The following is a 19117-nucleotide window of genomic DNA, read 5'->3' as shown; positions in this document are numbered from 1 at the left end:
TCGGCCTGTTCAGGCCCCGGGTGGTAAGGCGGGCGAAGCCGATAGCCTCGCCCGCCCGTCTCATCCCTTCACGCACACCACCTGCCGGAGCGTGTGGACGATCTCCACCAGGTCGGCTTGCGCCGCCATGACCGCGTCGATGTCCTTGTAGGCCATCGGCGTTTCGTCGATCACCTCGGAGTCCTTCCGGCACTCGACACCGTGGGTCGCCGCGATGTGGTCGTCCACCGTGAACCGGCGCTTGGCTTCGGTCCGGCTCATGGCCCGGCCGGCGCCGTGCGAGCAGGTGCAGAACGAGTCCCGGTTCCCCTTCCCCCGCACGATGAACGACCGGGCGCCCATGGAGCCGGGGATGATGCCGAGGTCGCCTTCACCCGCCTTCACCGCGCCCTTGCGGGTCACGAAGACCTGCTTGCCGAAGTGCCGCTCGCTGGTGACGTAGTTGTGGTGGCAGTTCACCGCCTCCTCCGTCGTCGCCAGATCCGGGAAGGTTTCCCGGAGCACCTCCAGCACGCGCGCGATCATCACCTCGCGGTTGGCCTTGGCGTACTTCTGCGCCCAGCTGACCGCCCGGATGTAGTCGACGAAGCCTTCCGACCCTTCCGGGAAGTAGGCCAGGTCGGCGTCCGGCAGGTTGATGAACCAACGCCGCATGTCGGCCTTGGCCCGCTCGATGAAGTAGGCTCCGAACCGGTTGCCGACACCCCGAGAGCCGGAGTGCAGCATGACCCAGACGTCGCCCGCCTCGTCGAGGCAGAGCTCGATGAAGTGGTTGCCGGTTCCCAGCGTGCCGAGGTGACCCAGGCCGCGCGGGTGCGCCGCCTTGGCGTGGTGGTCCACGACCGCCTGGTAGCCAGCCTCCAGTTCCGCCCACTTGGCGATTGCGATGGCCGGCGGCTCGTCGGCGTGCGCGCCCTTGTCGTTGCGCCCGCCGTTGTCGGTCCGCCCGTGCGGCACGGCGGCCTCGATGGCTGAGCGGATTCCCGCCAGATTGTCGGGCAGGTGCTCGGCGCGGATGGAGGTTCGCACAGCCATCATGCCGCAGCCGATGTCGACCCCGACCGCCGCCGGGATGATGGCGCCGGAGGTGGCGATCACCGAGCCGACCGTGGCCCCCATGCCCCAGTGCACGTCGGGCATGACCGCGACATGGCTGTGGATGAAGGGCAGGCCGGCGACATTGCGCAGCTGCTTGAGGGCGGACTTCTCGATCGGAACCCCCCGGGTCCAGGCCTTGATCAGGCCGTTCTTGCTCTCGATCACTTCGAACCCGCTCATGGGGTTCCCCTTTCCTATTTCCCATCCCCTCCCGGGTCCGGTTTCGGAAAGCGCGCCTCTGAAACAAGGAACCCCTCCCGGCCGGGCCGGGAGGGGTTCCTTCGTACGTTCCAGATCAGATCGACCTAGACCGAAGCTCCCTCCCAGACGCGCGCAAGATCGCGCTCGGCCTTTTGGCCGGGCTGCGAACTGGCGGACGAATAGGTTAGGACCATACAGGTCATGGCGGCGTTCCTTTCGGGGCGCGGCGGATAACACCGGCATTTCAGCCGAGCAACCGAGAATTGCCCACCGGCCTCTCCCTGTGGCGCGAAGGACGCAGGCGAGGTTGCCCCGTCCGCGCGCATGTGAGAGGTCGTTGCCGAAGCTTTCCGCGAGACCCCGCATGTCCGACACCCAGCCCGCCTCCGTCTATGACCTGACGCCCTCGGAAGAGGCCGAGAGCCTGGCGACCTTCGCCATCCTGGTGGACAACGAGCCCGGCGTTCTGCACCGGCTGGTGGGGCTGTTCGCGGCCCGGGGCTACAATATCGAGAGCCTGACGGTGGCCGAGACCGACCGCCGGGCGCACACCAGCCGCGTCACCATCGTCACCCGCGGCACGCCCCACGTCCTGGCCCAGATCGAGGCCCAGCTCGAGAAGATGGTGGCCACCCGCCACGTGCAGGACATCACCCGCGACCCCAACGGCCTGGAGCGCGAGCTGGCCCTGGTGAAGGTGAAGGGCTCCGGCGGCGACCGGGTCGAGGCCCTGCGCATCGCCGACATCTTCCGCGCCAAGGTGCTGGACACCACCATCGACAGCTTCATCTTCGAGCTGACCGGCGCCTCTTCGAAGATCGACAAGTTCGTCGACCTGATGCGGCCCCTGGGCCTGGTGGAGCTGTCGCGCACGGGGGTGTTGTCCATCACCCGCGGGGCGGAACGCTTCTAGGCCTGACACAGGTTCGTGAAAAACAGACCGTTTGGTCGGTTTGTTTGTTGACGCCGCCTGCTCGGGGTGGTCATTTCCCTGCACGAAACGCGGCCGACCGGCCAAGCCCCTCGGGGCCTGGAGAAGGTCTGGCCCAGACGGGGATTTGGAAACGGCAGGCGATCCATTCATCGCCAGTATATCTTTGTTTTTATTGATAGATTTTGAAATATTTGCATCTCGGGCCAATTATGGGTCGAGCTGCGCTGGTTAGTTTTGACGTGGATGAATTTGACATTCAGACGGCTCGACGCCGGCGGCTCCGCAAGGATGTCGCGGGCGTCATGGCTCACCTTCGGCGCCGGCGTCTGCGCGGGTTCGCGCAGGCGTCGCGCTCCGATATCGGGCGCGAAGTTTCACCCATCACAGAGGTCCTCCCAAACGGTCAGAGAGATCGTCTGGGCACTGACGCCGGCGCGCATCCCGCGCCGGCGTCCTTTTCCGCGCGCTTGCCTGTCGCTGCGGAACGCCGCCAGACTGGCGACAGGTTAGGAACTCACCGATCATGACGGACAAGGCGGTCACCGCGACGGAGGTCCGGCGCAGCCAGGCCGAGCGCACCGCCAGCATGCGCGCCCGGCTGATCGACGCCGCCGTCGATTGCCTCAACCGCCTGGGCTATTCGGCCACCACCCTCTCGACGATCGCCGAGGCCGCCGGGGTGAGCCGCGGCGGCATGCTGCACCAGTTCCCGTCCAAGGTGGATCTGATGCTGGCCGTGGTGGCCTACGCCTCGGGCGCCGATGAGCGCTCCAGCCAGCCGCCGGCCCTGAACGACGACGACGACAAGCTGGCCTACTTCATGTCGCGGACCGACCTGACCTGGCGGATGCTGACCCAGGCGCCGGCCATGGCCAAGCTGGAGATCATGATGGCCGCCCGCTCCGACCAGGTGCTGGCCGCCAAGCTGCCCGACATGTTCAACAGCATCGAGCAGAACCGCCGCGAGCGCATGTGGACCCTGGCCCAGGAGATCGGCGTCGAGGACCGCGAGGCCATCGAGGCCATGGTCGGCCTGCACATGGCCGCCATGCGCGGCCTGGCCATGGAGTTGCTGGTCACCGGCGACCGGGATCAGGTGGAACGCTCCTTCGCCCTGCTCAAGCGCTACAAGGAGACCCTGATCGGGGACCTCCTGGCCAAGGCCGCCGCCGGCCGCGCCACCGCCTGAAGGATCAGGCGACCGCCGCCTCCGGCGCGGCGCGGGTCAGCAGGATGCGGCGGCGGACGACGGCGCGGGTGGTCAGGTACTGGACCGCGAACAGCGCGATCTTCGAGGCCATCGGGAAGATCGCCATGAAGGCCACCCAGTGGTCGGTGAAGGCGATGGCCACCACCGCGTTGGCCACGGCGCTGAGGAACATCAGCCCCGCCCAGACATAGCCGAACGCCACCATCACATCCTCGGCGTGGCCCGTGGCGATGGGGGGCATATAGCGGAGCATCCAGCCGCGCTGGAGCATGGCGCCGCCGATCAGCAGGTAGATCACCGTCGGCTTGACCATCAGGAAGCGGATGTCGTGGGTCAGCAGGCTGGCCGTGCCGAACACCAGGACCAGGCCCAGGCCCAGCCACTGCAGGGGCGCCACCGGCCGGCCGGTGAGCTTGAGCGCCGCCACCTGCCCCACCCCGATGGCGATGGCCACCCCGGCGGCGAGCGCCGGATCGACCTTCAGGGCCACCAGGATCAGGAAGACGATGGTGGCCAGAAAGTCCATCACCAGGGGACGGGCGGCGTAGAGCAGCGGATGCATGGGAGGGACCTCGAGAGCGGAACAGCGATGGGCGCAAGCCTAGCCAACCGCCGCGCCGGGCCCCTAACCCGCTGGCGCAGAAACCGCGGCGATCCACGAAACCGCCGCGCCGTTGGCGCATCGTGAGCGGCGAAGGGCGGCTTTTTTCGATCGGTTCTTCAAATGTGAACCCATCGCGCCTATATGTGTCCTGTCGGGTTTCGGCCCGACTATGAGGATAAACGCGCACATAATAAGCGGACTGGACCCGGGTGCGATTCCCGGCGGCTCCACCAAATCTTCCCCCGGTTATCGCGGGCAAGTGCGGGGCCGATCAGCATCGACAGACGTCTAAAGGTGTTGCTTTCTTCCGGCTTGGCCCACCGTTTCGGGCCTTAATCTAAATGCGAACGATAACTTCGCTGAAGAAGTCCGTTTGGCCGCGTAAGCGACCCGATAGATTTCGACCTAAACTCCTAGCGTCTTAGCAGCGCTAGGCGGGGCCCGGAGGGCGCCTTGCAACAGAAGCCCTCCACCTTTCCTCCCCAAGATCAGTTGAAGTGCGCGGGCCTCGCCCCGGCGCAGACGGCTTCGCGCGCGGCCGGCAGGAAGAGCACGTAGTCGGGCCGCACCTGCCCCACCACCCGCCAGTCGAAGGCGCAGCGGTCCTCGTGGATCCAGGCCACCTTGCCCACGAAGGGCGCGAAATAGGGCGGCATGGGATCGGCGGTGAAGCTGTCGCCGACGATCAGCACGGTGGGGCCGGGCTTGCCGGTGTCCACCACGAAGGGCTGGGCCGCCCGGGCCTCCAGCCCCGGCAGCAGGGCGCGGCCGGCGCCGGGCGGCAGGCCGGTGCGGTCGTGGATCTCCACCTGCTCGAGCCCCGGCGCCTGGCCGGCCAGGCGCGGCAGGTCGCCATTGTCGAGCGGGACGGTCGTCCAGGAGAGCGCCTTGGGATCGATCCGCCAACCGGGCTGGCCCATGGCCTCGACGATCCGGTTGTAGCCCACCAGGGAGCCGCGGAGGCTCCAGTGGCTATCGAGCCGCCGGTAGACCTGACCGTCGGCGCGCGCCGCCCGCAGCACCGGGCGAAGGTCGACGGTGGCGACGCCGCAGCGGGCCAGGCCCTGGAGGACCAGGTCGTACTCGGTGGGGGATTTCGCGGGTCCCGCCCAGTCGGGGGCCAGGTCCGGCTCGATCTCGGCCGGCGAGGGGGCGAGACTGGCCACCACGGTCGCCCCGGCCAGCCTGGCCTTGGCCTCGCAGACGAAGGCGGCGTAGTCGGCGGCCCGGGCCGGATCGATCTCCTGGCCGGTGGAGCGCAGCAGGCCGTCGACCAGGAACATCTGCCCCTGCCGGCCCGTGACGGCGGCCGCCGCGGCCCCCTCCCCGCCCAGGCGGCGCTGCAGCTTGGCGGCGGTCCGCATCATCGGATCGCGGAAGCCGAAATGGTCGGCCAGCCAGGCGTCGAGGGCGCGCGGCAGGGTGCGCCATTGCCCGGCCGTGCGCGGCAGGGCCGGGGCGGGCGCCAGGCGGCGGTTCTCCTGCAGGGACACCGTCCGGTAGGGGACCAGGGGCAGGGCGATCACCGGGGCGATCAGCGCGGCCAGGACCGCCAGGATCAGCGGTCGGCGGGAGCGGGTCATGAGCGGCATGGCGTCCCTCCCCTCAGAACCGGAAATAGAGGAAGGGGCTGTAGGCGCCCCAGGCGACCTTCAGCAGGCAGAGCGCCAGCAGCAGCACGATGACGGCGGTGTCGGCCCAGGCCAGGCCGCGCAGCCGCCGCAGGCCCCCGGGCAGGCCGAACACCGCCAGGGCGCCGGCCAGGGGCAGCAGCCACAGGTGCAGGGGCTGCAGGGCCGCGTGGGTCGCCGCCTGCAGGCCGCCAGGTCCGCGCAGGCCGGCCATGCCGGTCCAGAGGTCGAGGACACGGCCCATGTCCGGGCTGCGGAACAGCACCCAGCCCAGGGTGACGGCGGCGAGCGCATAGGCCCAGCCGATCGGGCGCGGCAGGCGCGACAAGAGCCGTCCCAGCCCCGCCCGCTCCAGCACCAGGAAGACGCCGTGCCAGGCGCCCCAGAGCACGAAGGTCCAGGCCGCCCCGTGCCAGAGGCCGCAGAGCAGGAAGACCACGATCAGGTTGCGCCAGGTCTTCCAGGCCGGCCCCCGATTTCCCCCCAGCGGGATGTAGAGATAGTCGCGGAACCAGGTGGACAGGCTGATGTGCCAGCGCCGCCAGAACTCGGTGATGGAGGCCGAGGCGTAGGGGATCGCGAAGTTGCGGGGCAGGGTGAAGCCGAAGATCACCCCCAGGCCGATGGCCATGGTCGAGTAGCCGGCGAAGTCGAAATAGATCTGCAGGGCGTAGGCGCCCGCCCCCAGCCAGGCCTCGATCAGGCCCGGCGCCTTGGCGTGATCGAACACCGCGTCGGCCAGGGGGGCGATGGGATCGGCGATCAGCAGCTTCTGGGCCAGGCCGATGATGAAGATCCGCATCCCCGCCGAGGCGCGGCCCAGGCTGTGGCGACGCACCGCCAGGCGCTTGGCGATGGTCTTGTAGCGGACGATGGGTCCGGCGATCAGCTGCGGGAACAGGGCGATGTAGAGCGCCACCTGGGTGACGTCGCGATTGGCGGGGAACCGCCGCCGGTAGGTGTCGATCAGGTAGGACAGGCAATGGAAGGTGAAGAAGGAGATTCCCAGCGGCAGGGGAATCCTCGGGACCGGAAGGCCCAGGGTCAGGGCGATGAAGCCGGCGTACTTGAACACCGCCAGAGCGCCGAGATTGAGGGCCACGGCCAGGGCCAGGGCCCGCTGGCGCGCCGCCCCGTCGCGGGCGTCGATGGCCAGGGCCGCGGCGTAGTTCACCAGGGTCATGCCCGCCATGAGCAGGACGTAGACCGGCTCGCCCCAGCCGTAGAAGACCAGGGAGGCGGTCAGCAGGATCGCGTTCTTGGCCTTGACCGAGGGCCCGGCGAAATAGGCCGCCAGGCACAGGGGCAGGAAGACGAACAGGAAGGTTGGCGAGGCAAACAGCATGTGCGGTGAAGGCGTCCCCCGGTCGGAACCCGAATAAGCAGTTCCGCCCCGAGCGCCAAGGCCGTGGCGCCGACGCCCCATCGTGGGTTTTGACTCGCCTGCGCCTTGCGCGGACGGCGGGAGGCGTTACCCTTCGGCCAGTTGAATAGCGCCCCTCGGAGACTCCATGGCCCAGGACCCGCCGGCCCAAGACCAGATGCACTACGAGGCGATGGCTCAGGAAGCGCTTCGGGGTGTGGTCAAGGCCGCCCTGAAGCGCGCCGCGGCTCCCGACGGCCTGCCGGGCGCGCACCATTTCTACATCACCTTCAAGAGCGAGGCGCCCGGCGTCTCCGGCCCCGCCGACCTGCTGGGCAAGTACCCCGACGAGATGACCATCGTCCTGCAGCACCAGTACTGGGACCTGGCCCCGGGGGAGACCTTCTTCTCCGTCACCCTGAAGTTCGGCGGCCAGCCCAAGCGGCTGTCGGTGCCCTACGCGGCGGTGACGCGGTTCTACGATCCCAGCGTCCAGTTCCTGCTGTCCTTCGAGAGCACGCCCGCGCCCGGCGAGGCCGCCGCGCCCGCCAGCGACAAGGCGGCCGCGCCCGCCGCCGAGGGCGATGTCGATCCCGAGGCCGCCAACGTCGTCTCCCTGGACCAATTCCGCAAGAAGTGAGCGCCTGACCCATGACCGACGTCGCAGCCCCGGAGCCCGAGGCCCTGACCGACGAGGCGATCCTGGCGCGCTTCCTGCGCTCCAAGAACCAGCCCACCGGATCCCAGACCCTGGGCTTCCGCATGGTGGCGGTCAGCCAGGCCGAGAAGTCGGTGGAGGTCGCCTTCGAGGCCAAGGCCGAACTGCTGCTCAACCCGATGAAGCAGATTCAGGGCGGCTATCTCTGCGCCATGCTGGACGAGGCCATGTCGACGGCCTGCATGGTGGCCTCGGGCATGACCCACGTCGCCCCCACCGCCGAGATGAAGACCACCTTCTACCGGCCCGCCCTGCCCGGAACCCTGAAGGCCATCGGCCGGGTGGCCAAGTGGGGGCGGACCATCGCCTTCACCGAGGGCGAGCTCTACGACGCCGACGGGCGGCTGGTGGCCAAGGCCACGGGCACCGCGGTCCCCACCCCCTTCCAGAACTACAAGAAGTAGGATGAGCGCGCGCCGAAGCTTCCTCGGCGTCCTCACCGTCCTGCTGCTGGGCTGGACGACCCCGGCGCTCGCCGCGGCAGGCCCCTTCGCCGACTGGGCCGCCGTCGTGGTGGCCGGCGACTGGCACGCCCATTCCGGCGGCCCCTCCGAGGCCTTCGACAACGCCCGCCGGGACGTCTCCCAGGAGCTGGAGCGGATCGGCTTTGACAAGGCCAACCTGCGCCAGTTCTCGGTGCGGCCGGAGCGCTACAAGGACATCAAGCCGGGCAAGTCCGAGCCGCGGGCCATCTATGAGGCCCTGGCCCAGCTGACCCCCAAGGCCCAGGGCGGCTGCCTGGTCTATTTCTCCTCGCACGGGGCGCCCCAGGGGGTGCTGGTGGACCAGAGCATCCTGCCGCCGCCCCTGCTGGGCGCGATCCTGGACCGCACCTGCGGCCAGCGGCCGACCGTCGTGGTGATCTCGGCCTGCTTCTCCGGCGTCTTCATCCCCGAGCTGGCCCAGCCCAACCGCATGATCCTGACCGCCGCGCGGCCCGACCGGACCTCCTTCGGCTGCGGCGAGGCCAACAAGTATCCCTTCTTCGACGAGTGCTTCCTGCAGTCGACTCCCGGCGCCCAGGACTTTCCCAGCCTGGGACGCGGAATCCAGGCCTGCGTGGCGGCGCGGGAGAAGAAGGAGGGCATGACCCCGCCCTCCGAACCCCAGGTCTGGATCGGCCCGCAACTGCGCCCGATGCTGCCCCTCTACCCCTTCCCGCAGGGACCGCCGCCCAAAGGGTGACAACCTGTCCCCATTTGCCGCCCGGCGCCGGGTTGAAGACCGCGCCCGGGGCTCTACAAGGGGACGCCAGCCCCTCACCCGAAGCCGATCCCCCTATGAATTTCGTCGCCAAAGCCGCCGCCGCGTTCCTCCTGCTCCTGGCCGCCCCGGCCGCCGCTCAGGACACGGCCGCCCCCGCCGCGACGGCCAACCCTCAAGGCCCGGTTCCCTACGAGGCGCTGCGCACCCCGGCCAAGCCCGCCGTCCGCCCCGCCACCCGCATCGTGGCCAAGCCCACGACCCCGGCGACCCCCAGCCTGACTCCCATCGCCCCCGCCCTGCCGCTCGCCCCGTCCGGCGCGCGGCTGACGAGCGGCGAGAGCCTGCCGCCGGCGGAGCTGGAGGCCTATGTCGACGGGGTGGTGAAGGACGCCATGGACCGCGAGCACATCGCCGGCGTCACGGTCGCGGTGATCCAGAACGGCCAGGTGGTGCTGAAGAAGGGCTACGGCTTCGCCAGCCTGACGCCGGCCCGCAAGGTCGATCCCGACACGACCCTGTTCCGCATCGGCTCGATCTCCAAGACCTTCACCTGGATCGCCCTGATGAAGGAGGTGGAGGCCGACCGCATCCGCCTGAACCAGCCGATCAACCTCTACCTGCCCGAACAGCTGCAGATCCGCGACCAGGGCTTCCGCACCCCGATCCGGGTGCGCAACCTGCTGGATCATTCCGCGGGCTTCGAGGACCGCGCCCTGGGCCAGTTGTTCGAGAAGAACCCGGCCCGTGAACGGCCGCTCGGCAGCTACCTGCGCCAGGAGCGCCCGCGCCGGGTGCATGCGCCCGGGCAGTTCGCCAGCTACTCCAACTATGGCGCGGCCCTGGCCGGCGAGGCGGTGTCCTATGTCGCCGGCAAGCCCTTCGAGCGGCTGATCGAGGAGGAGATCCTCCTGCCGCTGTCGATGAACCACACCACCTTCCGCGAGATCCGTCCCGCCAGCCCGCTGCTGCCGGGGGTCATGCCCCAGGCGCTGCAGCGCGACGTCTCCCAGGGCTACCGCTGGACCGCCACCGGCTACGGCGCGCGGCCCTACGAGCTGATCGGCCATGTCGCCCCGGCCGGATCGGCCTCCTCCACCGCCGGCGACATGGCGCGCTACATGCAGATGCTGCTGAACGGCGGGACCCTCGACGGGGCGGCGATCTACGGCCCCCGCACGGCCCAGGCCTTCAACACCCCGCTGCGCCGGACCGCGCCGGGGATCAACGGCTGGCGCCACGGCTTCATCGCCTATGACCTGCCCGGCGGTCACCGGGGCTTCGGACACGCCGGCGCGACCCTGTCCTTCATGTCCAACATGGTGGTGGTCCCCGACCTGAAGCTCGGGGTGTTCATCAGCACCAACACCGACACCGGCTCCGACCTGGCCGAGCGCCTGCCTGATCGGGTGGTGGCCCAGTTCTACGCCCCGGCCCAGCCCTTCCCCCGCAAGGGCGTCCCGGCCCTGGCCCAGAGCCGCGACATCTATCAGGGCTACTATCTGGGGACCCGCCGGGCCTATTACGGCCTGGAGTCCTTCGTGGGACGCCTGATCAGCGGGGCTTCGGTGCGGGTCACCGACGACGGCCGGCTGGTCACCTCGGCCGGGCTGAGCGGCCCCACCCGCAGCTGGGTTCCGGTCGGCGATCCGGCGAGCGGCCAGTTCGTCGCCAGCACCGGCGGCGAGCGGCTGAGCTTCGACCTCGACGGCGGCAGGGCGGTGCGGATGATCCCCGCCAACGGCGCGACGACCTTCGAACGCGCCGGCTTCTGGTACCGGCCCAGCGCCCTGCTGATCCTCTCGGGCCTGAGCCTGCTGGCCGCGGCGGCCACCCTGGGCGGGATCCTGCTGCGCAACCGCCGCGAGTTCCGCGAGACCTCGATCCAGAGCCTCGCCGGCCTGATCCAGAACACCCAGGCGGCCCTGTGGTTGACCGCCAGCCTGCTGTTCATGGCCTGGGCGTCCAAGACCGGCGACATCGCCAACGTCATGTACAGCTGGCCCGGCGGCGCCCTGGTGATCGCCTCGGCCTGCGCCCTGGTGGCCGCCTTCCTGACCGCCGCCACCCTGTTCATGGCGCCCATGGTCTGGCGCGGCGGGCGCCGGGTCGACAGCTGGAGCCAGCTGCGCAAGGCGGGCTTCACCTTCACGGTGTTGCTCTACGCCGCCTATTCCGTGGTGTTGGGCCTGTGGGGCGCGTTGATCCCCTGGGGCCCGATCATCCCCTGGGGCGGTTGATTCCCGACCCGGCAAGGGGTTCGAGGTGCGACATCGAGTCCCCGATCTGAGTTGAGCGGCCGCCAGATGTAAACGCGGCGTTTACCAAGCACTGGGTAAATCCTGCCTAGCGGCGGGCGCAGTCTGTGAGAGCCCGCCTGTTTGGAAACAGGGGCGGCCTCGCGTTGAACAGTTTCGTCGCCGCCTTGCAACGGTTCGGTATCGGACGTCTCGCCGCCATGCTGGGCATCGGCATCGGGGTGGTGGCCGCCGCCGTCGCGCTGAGCATGAACCTCGGCCAGCCCAAGGCCCTGCTGTATTCGAACCTTGATCTCAAGGAAGCCGGCTCCATCACCGCGGCCCTCGACCAGGGCAATGTGAAGTACGAGGTCAAGGGCGACGGCTCCACCATCCTGGTGGACCGCGACCAGGTGGGCGCCACGCGCCTGATGCTCTCCTCCAAGGGCCTGCCGACCTCCGGCTCGGTGGGCTACGAGATCTTCGACGGCGGCGCCGCCATGGGCCAGACCGACTTCGTCCAGCAGCTCAACCGCCAGCGCGCCCTGGAAGGCGAACTGGCCCGCACCATCCAGGCCCTGGACGGCATCACCTCGGCCCGCGTCCACCTGGTGCTGCCCAAGCGCGAACTGTTCGAGGAAGAGGCCGAGCAGCCCTCCGCCTCGGTGAGCATCGGGGTCGGCGGGCGCGAGCCCGGCGCCGACCAGGTGCGCGCCATGCAGAACCTGGTGGCCGGCGCCGTCCCCAACCTGAAGCCCGACCGCGTCACCGTGGTGGACCAGCACGCCAAGACCCTGTCGGGCGGCGAGGCCGGCGACGCCATGGCCGCCGACGGCCGCAAGAGCGACGTCGAGGCCCGCATCGCCAAGACCATCAAGTCCCTGGTGGAGGGCGTGGTCGGTCCGGGCAAGACCCGCGTCAACGTCACCGCCGACCTCGACCTGTCGCGCGTCACCATCGCCGAGGAGAGGTTCGATCCGGACGGCCAGGTGATCCGCTCGGAATCGACCACGGAACAGACCGCCAAGGAAAACGCCCCGAGCTCCAACGGCCAGGCCTCGGCGGCCAACAACATCCCCGGCGGCACGGGCTCGGAGGGCGACAACAGCGTCTCCAACAGCGGCAGCACCGAATCCACCACCAACTACGAGATCTCCAAGACCACCCGCACCGAGGTGAAGGAGCCCGGCCAGCTGAAGCGGGTCTCGGTGGCCGTGGCCGTGGACGGGATCACCGCCCCCGGCAAGGACGGCAAGCCCGGCGCCTACACCCCGCGCAGCGCCCAGGAGATGCAGCGCATCGAGCAGCTGGTGCGCACGGCGGTCGGCTACGACCAGACCCGCGGCGACCAGGTCACCGTGGTCAATGTCCGCTTCCCCGCCCCGGTGGACGCCGACGGCACCACGGCCGCCAACCCGCTGATGGGCTTCGACAAGAACGACATCATGCGCGCCGTCGAGCTGGGCATCATGGCCATCGTGGCGCTGGCCATGATGTTCTTCGTGGTCCGCCCGATGCTGCGCGGCGGCGGTGGCGGCGGGGGTGGGGGCGGCGGCGGCCTGCCGGCCCTGACCATGGCCAGCGCCCCGCAGATGACCCGCATCATCACCACCGCCGACGGCCAGCCCATGCAGGTGGCGGTGGACCCCAACACCGGCCAGCCGCTCGCCCTGCCCGGCCCCGGCAACGAACTGGAGTCGCGGATCGACATCGCCCGCATCGAGGGCCAGGTGAAGGCCTCCTCCGTCAAGCGCGTCGCCGAGTTCGTCGACAGCCACCCAGAAGAGTCGGTGTCGCTGCTGCGAACCTGGCTGCATGAGACCACCTGATGGCCGTCGGCTCCAAAGGCAAGGCGATCACCGACGTCGCCCGCCTCAGCGGGCCGGAGAAGGCTGCCGTCATCCTGCTGGCGCTCGGCGAGGACCACGGCACCATCTGGCAGCAGCTGGACGACGAGGAGATCAAGGAGATCTCCCAGGCCATGGCCGGCCTCGGCAACGTGGCGGCCTCGGTGGTCGAGCAGCTGCTGGTGGACTTCATCTCCGGCATGTCCGGCGCCGGCGCGATCATGGGCTCCTTCGAGCAGACCCAGCGCCTGCTGGCGGCCTTCCTGCCGCCGGAGAAGGTCGACACCCTCATGGAGGAGATCCGCGGTCCGGCGGGTCGCACCATGTGGGACAAGCTGGGCAACGTGAACGAGGCGGTGCTCGCCAACTATCTGAAGAACGAATACCCCCAGACCGTCGCCGTGGTGCTGTCCAAGGTGAAGTCCGACCACGCCGCACGCGTGCTGGCCGCCCTGCCCGAGGACTTCGCCCTGGAGTGCGTCACCCGCATGCTGCGCATGGAGCCGGTGCAGCGCGAGATCCTCGACAAGATCGAGCAGACCCTGCGGACCGAGTTCATGTCCAACCTGGCGCGCACCTCCAAGCGCGACAGCCACGAGATGATGGCCGACATCTTCAACGCCTTCGACCGCCAGACCGAGGCGCGCTTCATCGCGGCCCTGGAGGAACGCAACCGCGAGAGCGCCGAGCGCATCCGGGCCCTGATGTTCGTCTTCGAGGACCTCTCCAAGCTCGATCCCGGCGGGGTCCAGACCCTGCTGCGGGCCGTGGAGAAGAACCAGCTGGGCCTGGCGCTCAAGGGCTCGTCGGACTCCCTGCGGGAAATGTTCTTCTCCAACATGTCCGAGCGCGCCGCCAAGATCATGCGCGAGGACATGGAGAACATGGGTCCGGTGCGCCTGCGCGACGTCGATCAGGCCCAGATGGCCATGGTCCAGGTCGCCAAGGACCTCGCCGCCAAGGGCGAGATCATGCTGGCCGGCTCCGGCACCGATGATGAGCTGATCTACTGATGTCCGATCCCATCCCCCACGAAAAGTTCGGCTTCGACACGGTGTTCGACAGCTCCGGGGACGTGGCCTTCGCCGCGCCCCGGCCCAAGCGCGCCTACAGCGTCGAGGAGGTCGAGGCCGTGCGCCAGGCGGCCCTGGCCGAGGGCGAGAGCCGGGGCCTGGCCTCGATGGCCGCCCTGCAGGCCCAGGCCCTGGCCCAGATCGCCGACGCCGCCCGCGCCGCCCTGCCGACCCTGGCCGAAGTCGCCCATGACCACCGGCTGGGCTCGGCCCACCTGGCGCTGGCCTGCGCCAAGGCCATCGCCGACGCGGCCCTGATGCGCTTCCCCGAGGCCCCGATCCAGGCGGCCTTCGAGTCCCTGGCCCGCGAGATCGAGGCCGCCCCCCGCCTGGTGGTGGCCGCCGCCCCCGACCTGGCCGCGGCGCTGGAGCCGCTGCTGGCCGAGGTGGCCCAGGGCATCGGCTATGCCGGGGCCATCCATATCAAGCCGGCCGACGGCTTCGGCCTGGCCGCCTTCACCCTCGACTTCGGCGACGGCTCGGCCGCCTACGACCCCGCCGCCGCCGCAGACCGCGTGGCCGCCGTCCTCGATGCGGCGCTCGCCGCCGAGGGCCTGCACGCAGAACCCCTTATTCCTGGAAGTGAAGGCTGATCCCCATGGCCGAGAACGGACTCGAACTCGACGAATTCGCCGCCGGCGATCCCCTCGCCGACATGTCCATGGACATGGAGGACAAGACCGCCAGCGACCTGGCTCCGGTCTTCGACGTCCCGGTGTCCATCTCCGCGGTGTTGGGCCGCGCCACCATGTCGGTGGCCCAGCTGCTGCAGCTCAGTTCCGGCAGCGTGCTGGAGCTCGACCGCAAGGTGGGCGAGGCCATCGACATCTACGTCAACAACCGCCTGGTCGCCCGGGGCGAGGTCGTCATCGTCGACGAACGCCTGGGCGTGACCATGACGGAAATCATCAAGGACGGCGACACCGCGGCCTGATGGCGGCGGGTGTCTGAGGAGATTTGAGCATGCGGCTTCTGGTCGTCGGAAAACTGAACGGACAACTGTCCACCGCCGTGAAGATGGCGATGTCGGCGGGCGCCAAGGTGAGCCACGTGGAGACCATCGCGGCGGCCACCCACGCCCTGCGGGCCGGCCAGGGCGCCGACCTGCTGCTGGTGGACTACGACCTCGACATCGCCGCCCTGATCGCGGCCAACGAGGCCGAGCGGATCCGGGTGCCGGTGGTGGCCTGCGGTGTCGACGCCGATCCCAAGAGGGCCGGCGACGCCATCCGCGCGGGCGCCAAGGAGTTCATCCCCCTGCCCCCCGAGGCGGAGATGATCGCCGCGGTGCTGGCCGCGGTCTCCGACGACAACAAGCCCATGGTGGTCCGCGACGCGGCCATGCAGTCGGTGATCGCCCTGGCCGACCAGGTGGCGGGCTCGGAAGCCTCCATCCTGATCACCGGGGAGAGCGGCTCGGGTAAGGAAGTCATCGCCCGCTACGTGCACCAGAAGTCGCGCCGCGCCAGCAAGCCCTTCATCTCGGTCAACTGCGCCGCCATTCCGGAGAACCTGCTGGAGAGCGAGCTGTTCGGCCACGAGAAGGGCGCCTTCACCGGCGCGGTGGCCCGGCGGATCGGCAAGTTCGAGGAAGCCAACGGCGGCACCCTGCTGCTGGACGAGATCAGCGAGATGGACGTCCGCCTGCAGGCCAAGCTGCTGCGGGCCATCCAGGAACGCGAGATCGACCGGGTGGGCGGCTCCAAGCCGGTCAAGGTGGACATCCGCATCCTGGCCACCTCCAACCGCGACCTGGTCCAGGCGGTGAAGGACCAGACCTTCCGCGAGGACCTGCTCTATCGCCTCAACGTCGTGAACCTGCGCCTGCCGGCCCTGCGCGAGCGGCCCGGCGACGTGGTCGCCCTGGCCGAATTCTTCGTCAAGAAATACGCCGCCGCCAATGGCGTGGCCGAGCGCCCGCTGTCGGGGGAAGCCAAGCGCCGCCTGGCCGCCCACCGCTGGCCGGGCAACGTCCGCGAGCTGGAGAACGCCATGCACCGCGCGGTGCTGCTGGCCGTGGGACCCGAGATCGACGAGGCCGCCATCCGCCTGCCCGACGGCCAGCCCCTGGCCGCCCCCGACCCCGGCTCGCGCGCCGCCTACGCCGCGGCCACCGCCGCGGAATCGGCCACCCGGGCCTTCGTGGGCCAGACCGTGGCCACCATGGAGCAGCAGCTGATCATCGACACCCTGGAACACTGCCTGGGCAACCGCACCCACGCGGCCAACATCCTGGGCATCTCGATCCGGACGCTGCGCAACAAGCTGAAGGAATACACCGAGGCCGGCGTCTCGGTGCCAGCGCCCCAGGGCATGGGCGCCAACGCCGCCTGATCGCCTGATCCTCGTTTTCCCGGTCCGTCCCCCCACTCGGGGGACGGACGCTTCGGACCTCTTCCATGGCTGACGTCCCCGCAGGCTACGGCACGAACCGCCCCTCTCCCGGAGAGATGTGGAGCTGGATCGCGCGTGGCGAGGTGGCCCTGGCCATGGGGGTCATCGGGGTCATCGTCCTGCTGATCCTGCCCATTCCGGCCTTCGTGCTGGACGGGCTGCTGGCCATCTCGGTGACCAGCGCGGTCCTCATCCTGATGACCTCGCTGCTGATCACCCGGCCGCTGGAGTTCACCGCCTTCCCGACCGTGCTGCTGGTCACCACCCTGTTCCGCCTGGCGCTGAACGTCGCCTCCACGCGCCTGATCCTCGGCCACGGCCACGAAGGCGCGCACGGCGCGGGCAAGGTGATCGGGGCCTTCGGCCAGTTGATGACCGGCGGCAGTTTCGCCATCGGCCTGATCGTCTTCGCCATCCTGGTGATCGTGAACTTCGTCGTCATCACCAAGGGTTCGGGGCGGATCGCCGAGGTGGCGGCCCGCTTCACCCTGGACTCCATGCCCGGCAAGCAGATGGCCATCGACGCCGACCTGTCGGCGGGCCTGATCGACGAGGACGTCGCCAAGAAGCGCCGCAAGGAGCTGGAGCAGGAGAGCACCTTCTTCGGGGCCATGGACGGCGCCTCGAAGTTCGTGCGCGGCGACGCCGTGGCCGGCCTGATCATCGTGGCCATCAACGTCATCGGCGGCATCCTGATCGGGGTGATCCAGCACCACGTGCCGATCGCCCAGGCGGCGGCCACCTACACCATCATGACCATCGGCGACGGCCTGGTCAGCCAGCTGCCGGCCCTGATCATCTCCATCGCCGCGGGCTTCCTGGTGTCCAAGGCCGGGGTCGACGGCTCGGCCGACAAGGCCCTGGTGACCCAGCTGGCGATGAACCCCGTGGCGCTGGGCATGGTCTCGGCCACCGCCGGGGTCGTGGCCCTGATCCCGGGCATGCCGGTCATCCCCTTCGCCATCGTCTCCCTGGCGGCCGGCGGCCTGGCCTGGCGGCGCGGTCACGCCAAGCCCGAGGCGCCCGAGCAGAACGCGCTCACCGTCTCGGCCCCCACCGCCGAGGAGCAGGAAGAGCCGATCAGCCAGACCCTGGCCATCGACGAGATCAAGATCGAGCTGGGCTACGGCCTGCTGCCCCTGATCAACGACCTGGAGGGCCGCCGCCTCACCGACCAGATCAAGGCCCTGCGCCGGACGCTGGCCACCGACTACGGCTTCGTCATGCCGGCGGTGCGCATCCTCGACAACATGCGCCTGCCCTCCCAGGGCTACATGATCCGCATCAAGGAGATGGAGGCCGGGGGCGGCGAGGTGCGGCTGGGGTCGCTGATGGCCATGGACCCGCGCGGCGGCCAGGTGGAGCTGCCCGGCGAGCACATCCGCGAGCCGGCCTTCGGTCTGCCGGCCACCTGGGTGGACGACAGCCTGCGGGAGGAAGCCACCTTCCGCGGCTACACCATCGTCGATCCGGCCACGGTGCTCACCACCCACCTGACCGAGATCCTGAAGGAAAACATGCCCGACCTGCTCTCCTACGCGGAGCTGCAGAAGATGCTCAAGGACCTGGGTCCCGACCAGAAGAAGCTGGTGGACGACCTGGTGCCCCAGGTGGTCTCGGCCACCACCATCCAGCGGGTGCTGCAGGCCCTGCTGCGGGAGCGGGTCTCCATCCGCGACCTGCCCTCGATCCTGGAGGGCATCGGCGAGGCCGCGCCCCACACCCAGTCCATCACCCTGCTGGTGGAACAGGTCCGCGGCCGCCTGGCCCGCCAGCTCTCCTTCGCCCACCGCGGCGAGGACGGCGCCCTGCCGATCATCACCATGTCGGCCGAGTGGGAGAACGCCTTCGCCGACGCCCTCATGGGCAATGGCGACGACAAGCAGCTGTCGCTCGCGCCCTCGCGCCTGCAGGACTTCATCCGCGGCGTGCGCGACGCCTTCGAGCGGGCGGCGCTCAACGGCGACTCACCGGTGCTGCTCACCAGCCCGCAGGTCCGCCCCTATGTCCGCTCGATCATCGAACGCTTCCGCGGCCAGACCCCGGTGATGAGCCAGAACGAGGTCCATCCCAAGGCCCGCCTGAAGACCGTCGGGACCATCTAGGGCTGAAACCGGCCCGCGAGGCGCCGTCCTACGCGTGGGCCGTTGCCGAGGCGCATTTCGACTGGTAGCGGTTTCGCCCACGGGGCGATTGTCGGCTCCGAGCTTGGACATCGCATGCGGCCATCCAAACCCAACACCCGGCGCGGCGTCGGCGCGAGCCTGTTCTGGGATCTGCTGACGTTCGAGCGGCTGATGACCAACCAGGTCATCCACCTGATCTACTGGGCGGGCCTGGGGGTCATCGCCCTGATCGCCTTCGGCTTCATCGGCACCGCGGTGGGGGTCGCCCTGCGCGAGGAGCTGTTCATGGGGGTGCTGCTGGCCCTCAGCGTGCTGGTGGGCGGCTTCCTGGTGGTGGGCGCCCTGGTGCTGCTGTGGCGTTCGTTCTGCGAGCTCTACGTGGCTCTGTTCCGCCTCAGCGACGACCTGCACGCCATCCGCCAGGCGACGGACGCCGAGCATTCCGTCCGGGCCCCGCCGCCCCCGCCTCAGCGGTAGG

The 19117-nt window shown here is 69.6% G+C and carries 17 protein-coding genes and 1 other RNA gene; 14 read left to right on the top strand and 4 right to left on the bottom strand.

What is annotated here, in order from left to right; genetic code table 11:
* Positions 1-60: 60 nt before the first annotated feature.
* Positions 61-1278: an RtcB family protein gene (locus AC1RN5_RS03010; RefSeq protein WP_493039780.1), complete on the bottom strand. Its 1218-nt coding sequence runs from the start codon at positions 1276-1278 to the stop codon at positions 61-63.
* 385 nt (positions 1279-1663) lie between these two features.
* On the opposite strand from AC1RN5_RS03010, the gene ilvN reads away from it, so the two are divergent.
* Complete coding sequence (gene ilvN / locus AC1RN5_RS03005) at positions 1664-2212, top strand: acetolactate synthase small subunit (RefSeq protein WP_493039779.1); 549 nt, start codon at positions 1664-1666, stop codon at positions 2210-2212.
* Between the two features lie 544 nt (positions 2213-2756).
* Positions 2757-3422, top strand: coding sequence for a TetR/AcrR family transcriptional regulator (locus tag AC1RN5_RS03000; RefSeq protein ID WP_493039778.1), 666 nt, complete (start codon positions 2757-2759; stop codon positions 3420-3422).
* 4 nt (positions 3423-3426) lie between these two features.
* On the opposite strand, the gene AC1RN5_RS02995 is transcribed toward AC1RN5_RS03000, so the two are convergent.
* The gene (locus tag AC1RN5_RS02995; RefSeq protein WP_493039777.1) at positions 3427-4005 is read right to left on the bottom strand and encodes an inner membrane-spanning protein YciB; all 579 of its coding nucleotides are present in this window, start codon (positions 4003-4005) and stop codon (positions 3427-3429) included.
* A 153-nt stretch (positions 4006-4158) separates the two neighbouring features.
* Between AC1RN5_RS02995 and ssrA the strand changes: the two genes are divergently transcribed.
* Positions 4159-4521, top strand: a transfer-messenger RNA (tmRNA) gene (gene ssrA, locus AC1RN5_RS02990).
* A gap of 14 nt (positions 4522-4535) precedes the next feature.
* Here the strand turns inward: ssrA and AC1RN5_RS02985 are convergent.
* Positions 4536-5639: an alginate O-acetyltransferase AlgX-related protein gene (locus AC1RN5_RS02985; RefSeq protein ID WP_493039776.1), complete on the bottom strand. Its 1104-nt coding sequence runs from the start codon at positions 5637-5639 to the stop codon at positions 4536-4538.
* Between the two features lie 13 nt (positions 5640-5652).
* On the bottom strand, positions 5653-7023 hold the full coding sequence (locus AC1RN5_RS02980; RefSeq protein ID WP_493039775.1) for an MBOAT family O-acyltransferase: 1371 nt from the start codon (positions 7021-7023) through the stop codon (positions 5653-5655).
* Positions 7024-7189: 166 nt separating this feature from the next.
* On the opposite strand from AC1RN5_RS02980, the gene AC1RN5_RS02975 reads away from it, so the two are divergent.
* The 11 genes from AC1RN5_RS02975 (at position 7190) to AC1RN5_RS02925 (ending at position 19116) form a co-directional block, all read left to right on the top strand.
* A complete protein-coding gene (locus AC1RN5_RS02975) occupies positions 7190-7681 on the top strand; it encodes an SspB family protein (RefSeq protein WP_493039774.1) in 492 nt (163 codons plus the stop codon).
* A gap of 11 nt (positions 7682-7692) precedes the next feature.
* Positions 7693-8163 carry a PaaI family thioesterase gene (locus tag AC1RN5_RS02970; RefSeq protein ID WP_493039773.1) on the top strand — a complete coding sequence of 157 codons (471 nt, stop codon included), beginning with the start codon at positions 7693-7695 and terminating at the stop codon, positions 8161-8163.
* Between the two features lies 1 nt (position 8164).
* Complete coding sequence (locus AC1RN5_RS02965; protein ID WP_493039772.1) at positions 8165-8944, top strand: C13 family peptidase; 780 nt, start codon at positions 8165-8167, stop codon at positions 8942-8944.
* 95 nt (positions 8945-9039) lie between these two features.
* Positions 9040-11202 (top strand): serine hydrolase domain-containing protein, encoded by a 2163-nt coding sequence (locus tag AC1RN5_RS02960; RefSeq protein WP_493039771.1) that lies wholly within the window; start codon positions 9040-9042, stop codon positions 11200-11202.
* A 164-nt stretch (positions 11203-11366) separates the two neighbouring features.
* The gene (gene fliF, locus AC1RN5_RS02955) at positions 11367-13028 is read left to right on the top strand and encodes a flagellar basal-body MS-ring/collar protein FliF (protein ID WP_493039770.1); all 1662 of its coding nucleotides are present in this window, start codon (positions 11367-11369) and stop codon (positions 13026-13028) included.
* Positions 13028-14059, top strand: coding sequence for a flagellar motor switch protein FliG (fliG, locus tag AC1RN5_RS02950; protein ID WP_421932680.1), 1032 nt, complete (start codon positions 13028-13030; stop codon positions 14057-14059). Before fliF ends, fliG begins: the two co-directional genes overlap by 1 nt.
* Positions 14059-14712 (top strand): FliH/SctL family protein, encoded by a 654-nt coding sequence (locus AC1RN5_RS02945; RefSeq protein ID WP_493039769.1) that lies wholly within the window; start codon positions 14059-14061, stop codon positions 14710-14712. The genes fliG and AC1RN5_RS02945 overlap by 1 nt, the downstream gene beginning before the upstream one ends.
* Positions 14713-14717: 5 nt before the next feature.
* Positions 14718-15053, top strand: a complete 336-nt coding sequence (gene fliN, locus AC1RN5_RS02940; RefSeq protein WP_421932682.1) for a flagellar motor switch protein FliN — start codon at positions 14718-14720, stop codon at positions 15051-15053.
* A 29-nt stretch (positions 15054-15082) separates the two neighbouring features.
* On the top strand, positions 15083-16453 hold the full coding sequence (gene flbD, locus AC1RN5_RS02935) for a sigma-54-dependent transcriptional regulator FlbD (protein WP_421932683.1): 1371 nt from the start codon (positions 15083-15085) through the stop codon (positions 16451-16453).
* A 116-nt stretch (positions 16454-16569) separates the two neighbouring features.
* On the top strand, positions 16570-18618 hold the full coding sequence (gene flhA, locus AC1RN5_RS02930; RefSeq protein WP_493041469.1) for a flagellar biosynthesis protein FlhA: 2049 nt from the start codon (positions 16570-16572) through the stop codon (positions 18616-18618).
* A 114-nt stretch (positions 18619-18732) separates the two neighbouring features.
* Positions 18733-19116 carry a DUF4282 domain-containing protein gene (locus AC1RN5_RS02925; protein WP_493039768.1) on the top strand — a complete coding sequence of 128 codons (384 nt, stop codon included), beginning with the start codon at positions 18733-18735 and terminating at the stop codon, positions 19114-19116.
* Position 19117: the final 1 nt, after the last annotated feature.

Source organism: Phenylobacterium sp. GW821-FHT12F10 (assembly GCF_058806695.1).
The sequence above is the reverse complement of the archived record's forward strand: the minus strand, read 5'-3'. Positions and strand labels throughout refer to the sequence as shown.

Coding starts and splice junctions, on each gene's coding strand:
- AC1RN5_RS03010 (WP_493039780.1), bottom strand. CDS start 1,278: ATGAGCGGGTTCGAAGTGATCGAGAGCAAGAACGGCCTGATCAAGGCC.
- ilvN (WP_493039779.1), top strand. CDS start 1,664: ATGTCCGACACCCAGCCCGCCTCCGTCTATGACCTGACGCCCTCGGAA.
- AC1RN5_RS03000 (WP_493039778.1), top strand. CDS start 2,757: ATGACGGACAAGGCGGTCACCGCGACGGAGGTCCGGCGCAGCCAGGCC.
- AC1RN5_RS02995 (WP_493039777.1), bottom strand. CDS start 4,005: ATGCATCCGCTGCTCTACGCCGCCCGTCCCCTGGTGATGGACTTTCTG.
- AC1RN5_RS02985 (WP_493039776.1), bottom strand. CDS start 5,639: ATGCCGCTCATGACCCGCTCCCGCCGACCGCTGATCCTGGCGGTCCTG.
- AC1RN5_RS02980 (WP_493039775.1), bottom strand. CDS start 7,023: ATGCTGTTTGCCTCGCCAACCTTCCTGTTCGTCTTCCTGCCCCTGTGC.
- AC1RN5_RS02975 (WP_493039774.1), top strand. CDS start 7,190: ATGGCCCAGGACCCGCCGGCCCAAGACCAGATGCACTACGAGGCGATG.
- AC1RN5_RS02970 (WP_493039773.1), top strand. CDS start 7,693: ATGACCGACGTCGCAGCCCCGGAGCCCGAGGCCCTGACCGACGAGGCG.
- AC1RN5_RS02965 (WP_493039772.1), top strand. CDS start 8,165: ATGAGCGCGCGCCGAAGCTTCCTCGGCGTCCTCACCGTCCTGCTGCTG.
- AC1RN5_RS02960 (WP_493039771.1), top strand. CDS start 9,040: ATGAATTTCGTCGCCAAAGCCGCCGCCGCGTTCCTCCTGCTCCTGGCC.
- fliG (WP_421932680.1), top strand. CDS start 13,028: ATGGCCGTCGGCTCCAAAGGCAAGGCGATCACCGACGTCGCCCGCCTC.
- AC1RN5_RS02945 (WP_493039769.1), top strand. CDS start 14,059: ATGTCCGATCCCATCCCCCACGAAAAGTTCGGCTTCGACACGGTGTTC.
- fliN (WP_421932682.1), top strand. CDS start 14,718: ATGGCCGAGAACGGACTCGAACTCGACGAATTCGCCGCCGGCGATCCC.
- flbD (WP_421932683.1), top strand. CDS start 15,083: ATGCGGCTTCTGGTCGTCGGAAAACTGAACGGACAACTGTCCACCGCC.
- flhA (WP_493041469.1), top strand. CDS start 16,570: ATGTGGAGCTGGATCGCGCGTGGCGAGGTGGCCCTGGCCATGGGGGTC.
- AC1RN5_RS02925 (WP_493039768.1), top strand. CDS start 18,733: ATGCGGCCATCCAAACCCAACACCCGGCGCGGCGTCGGCGCGAGCCTG.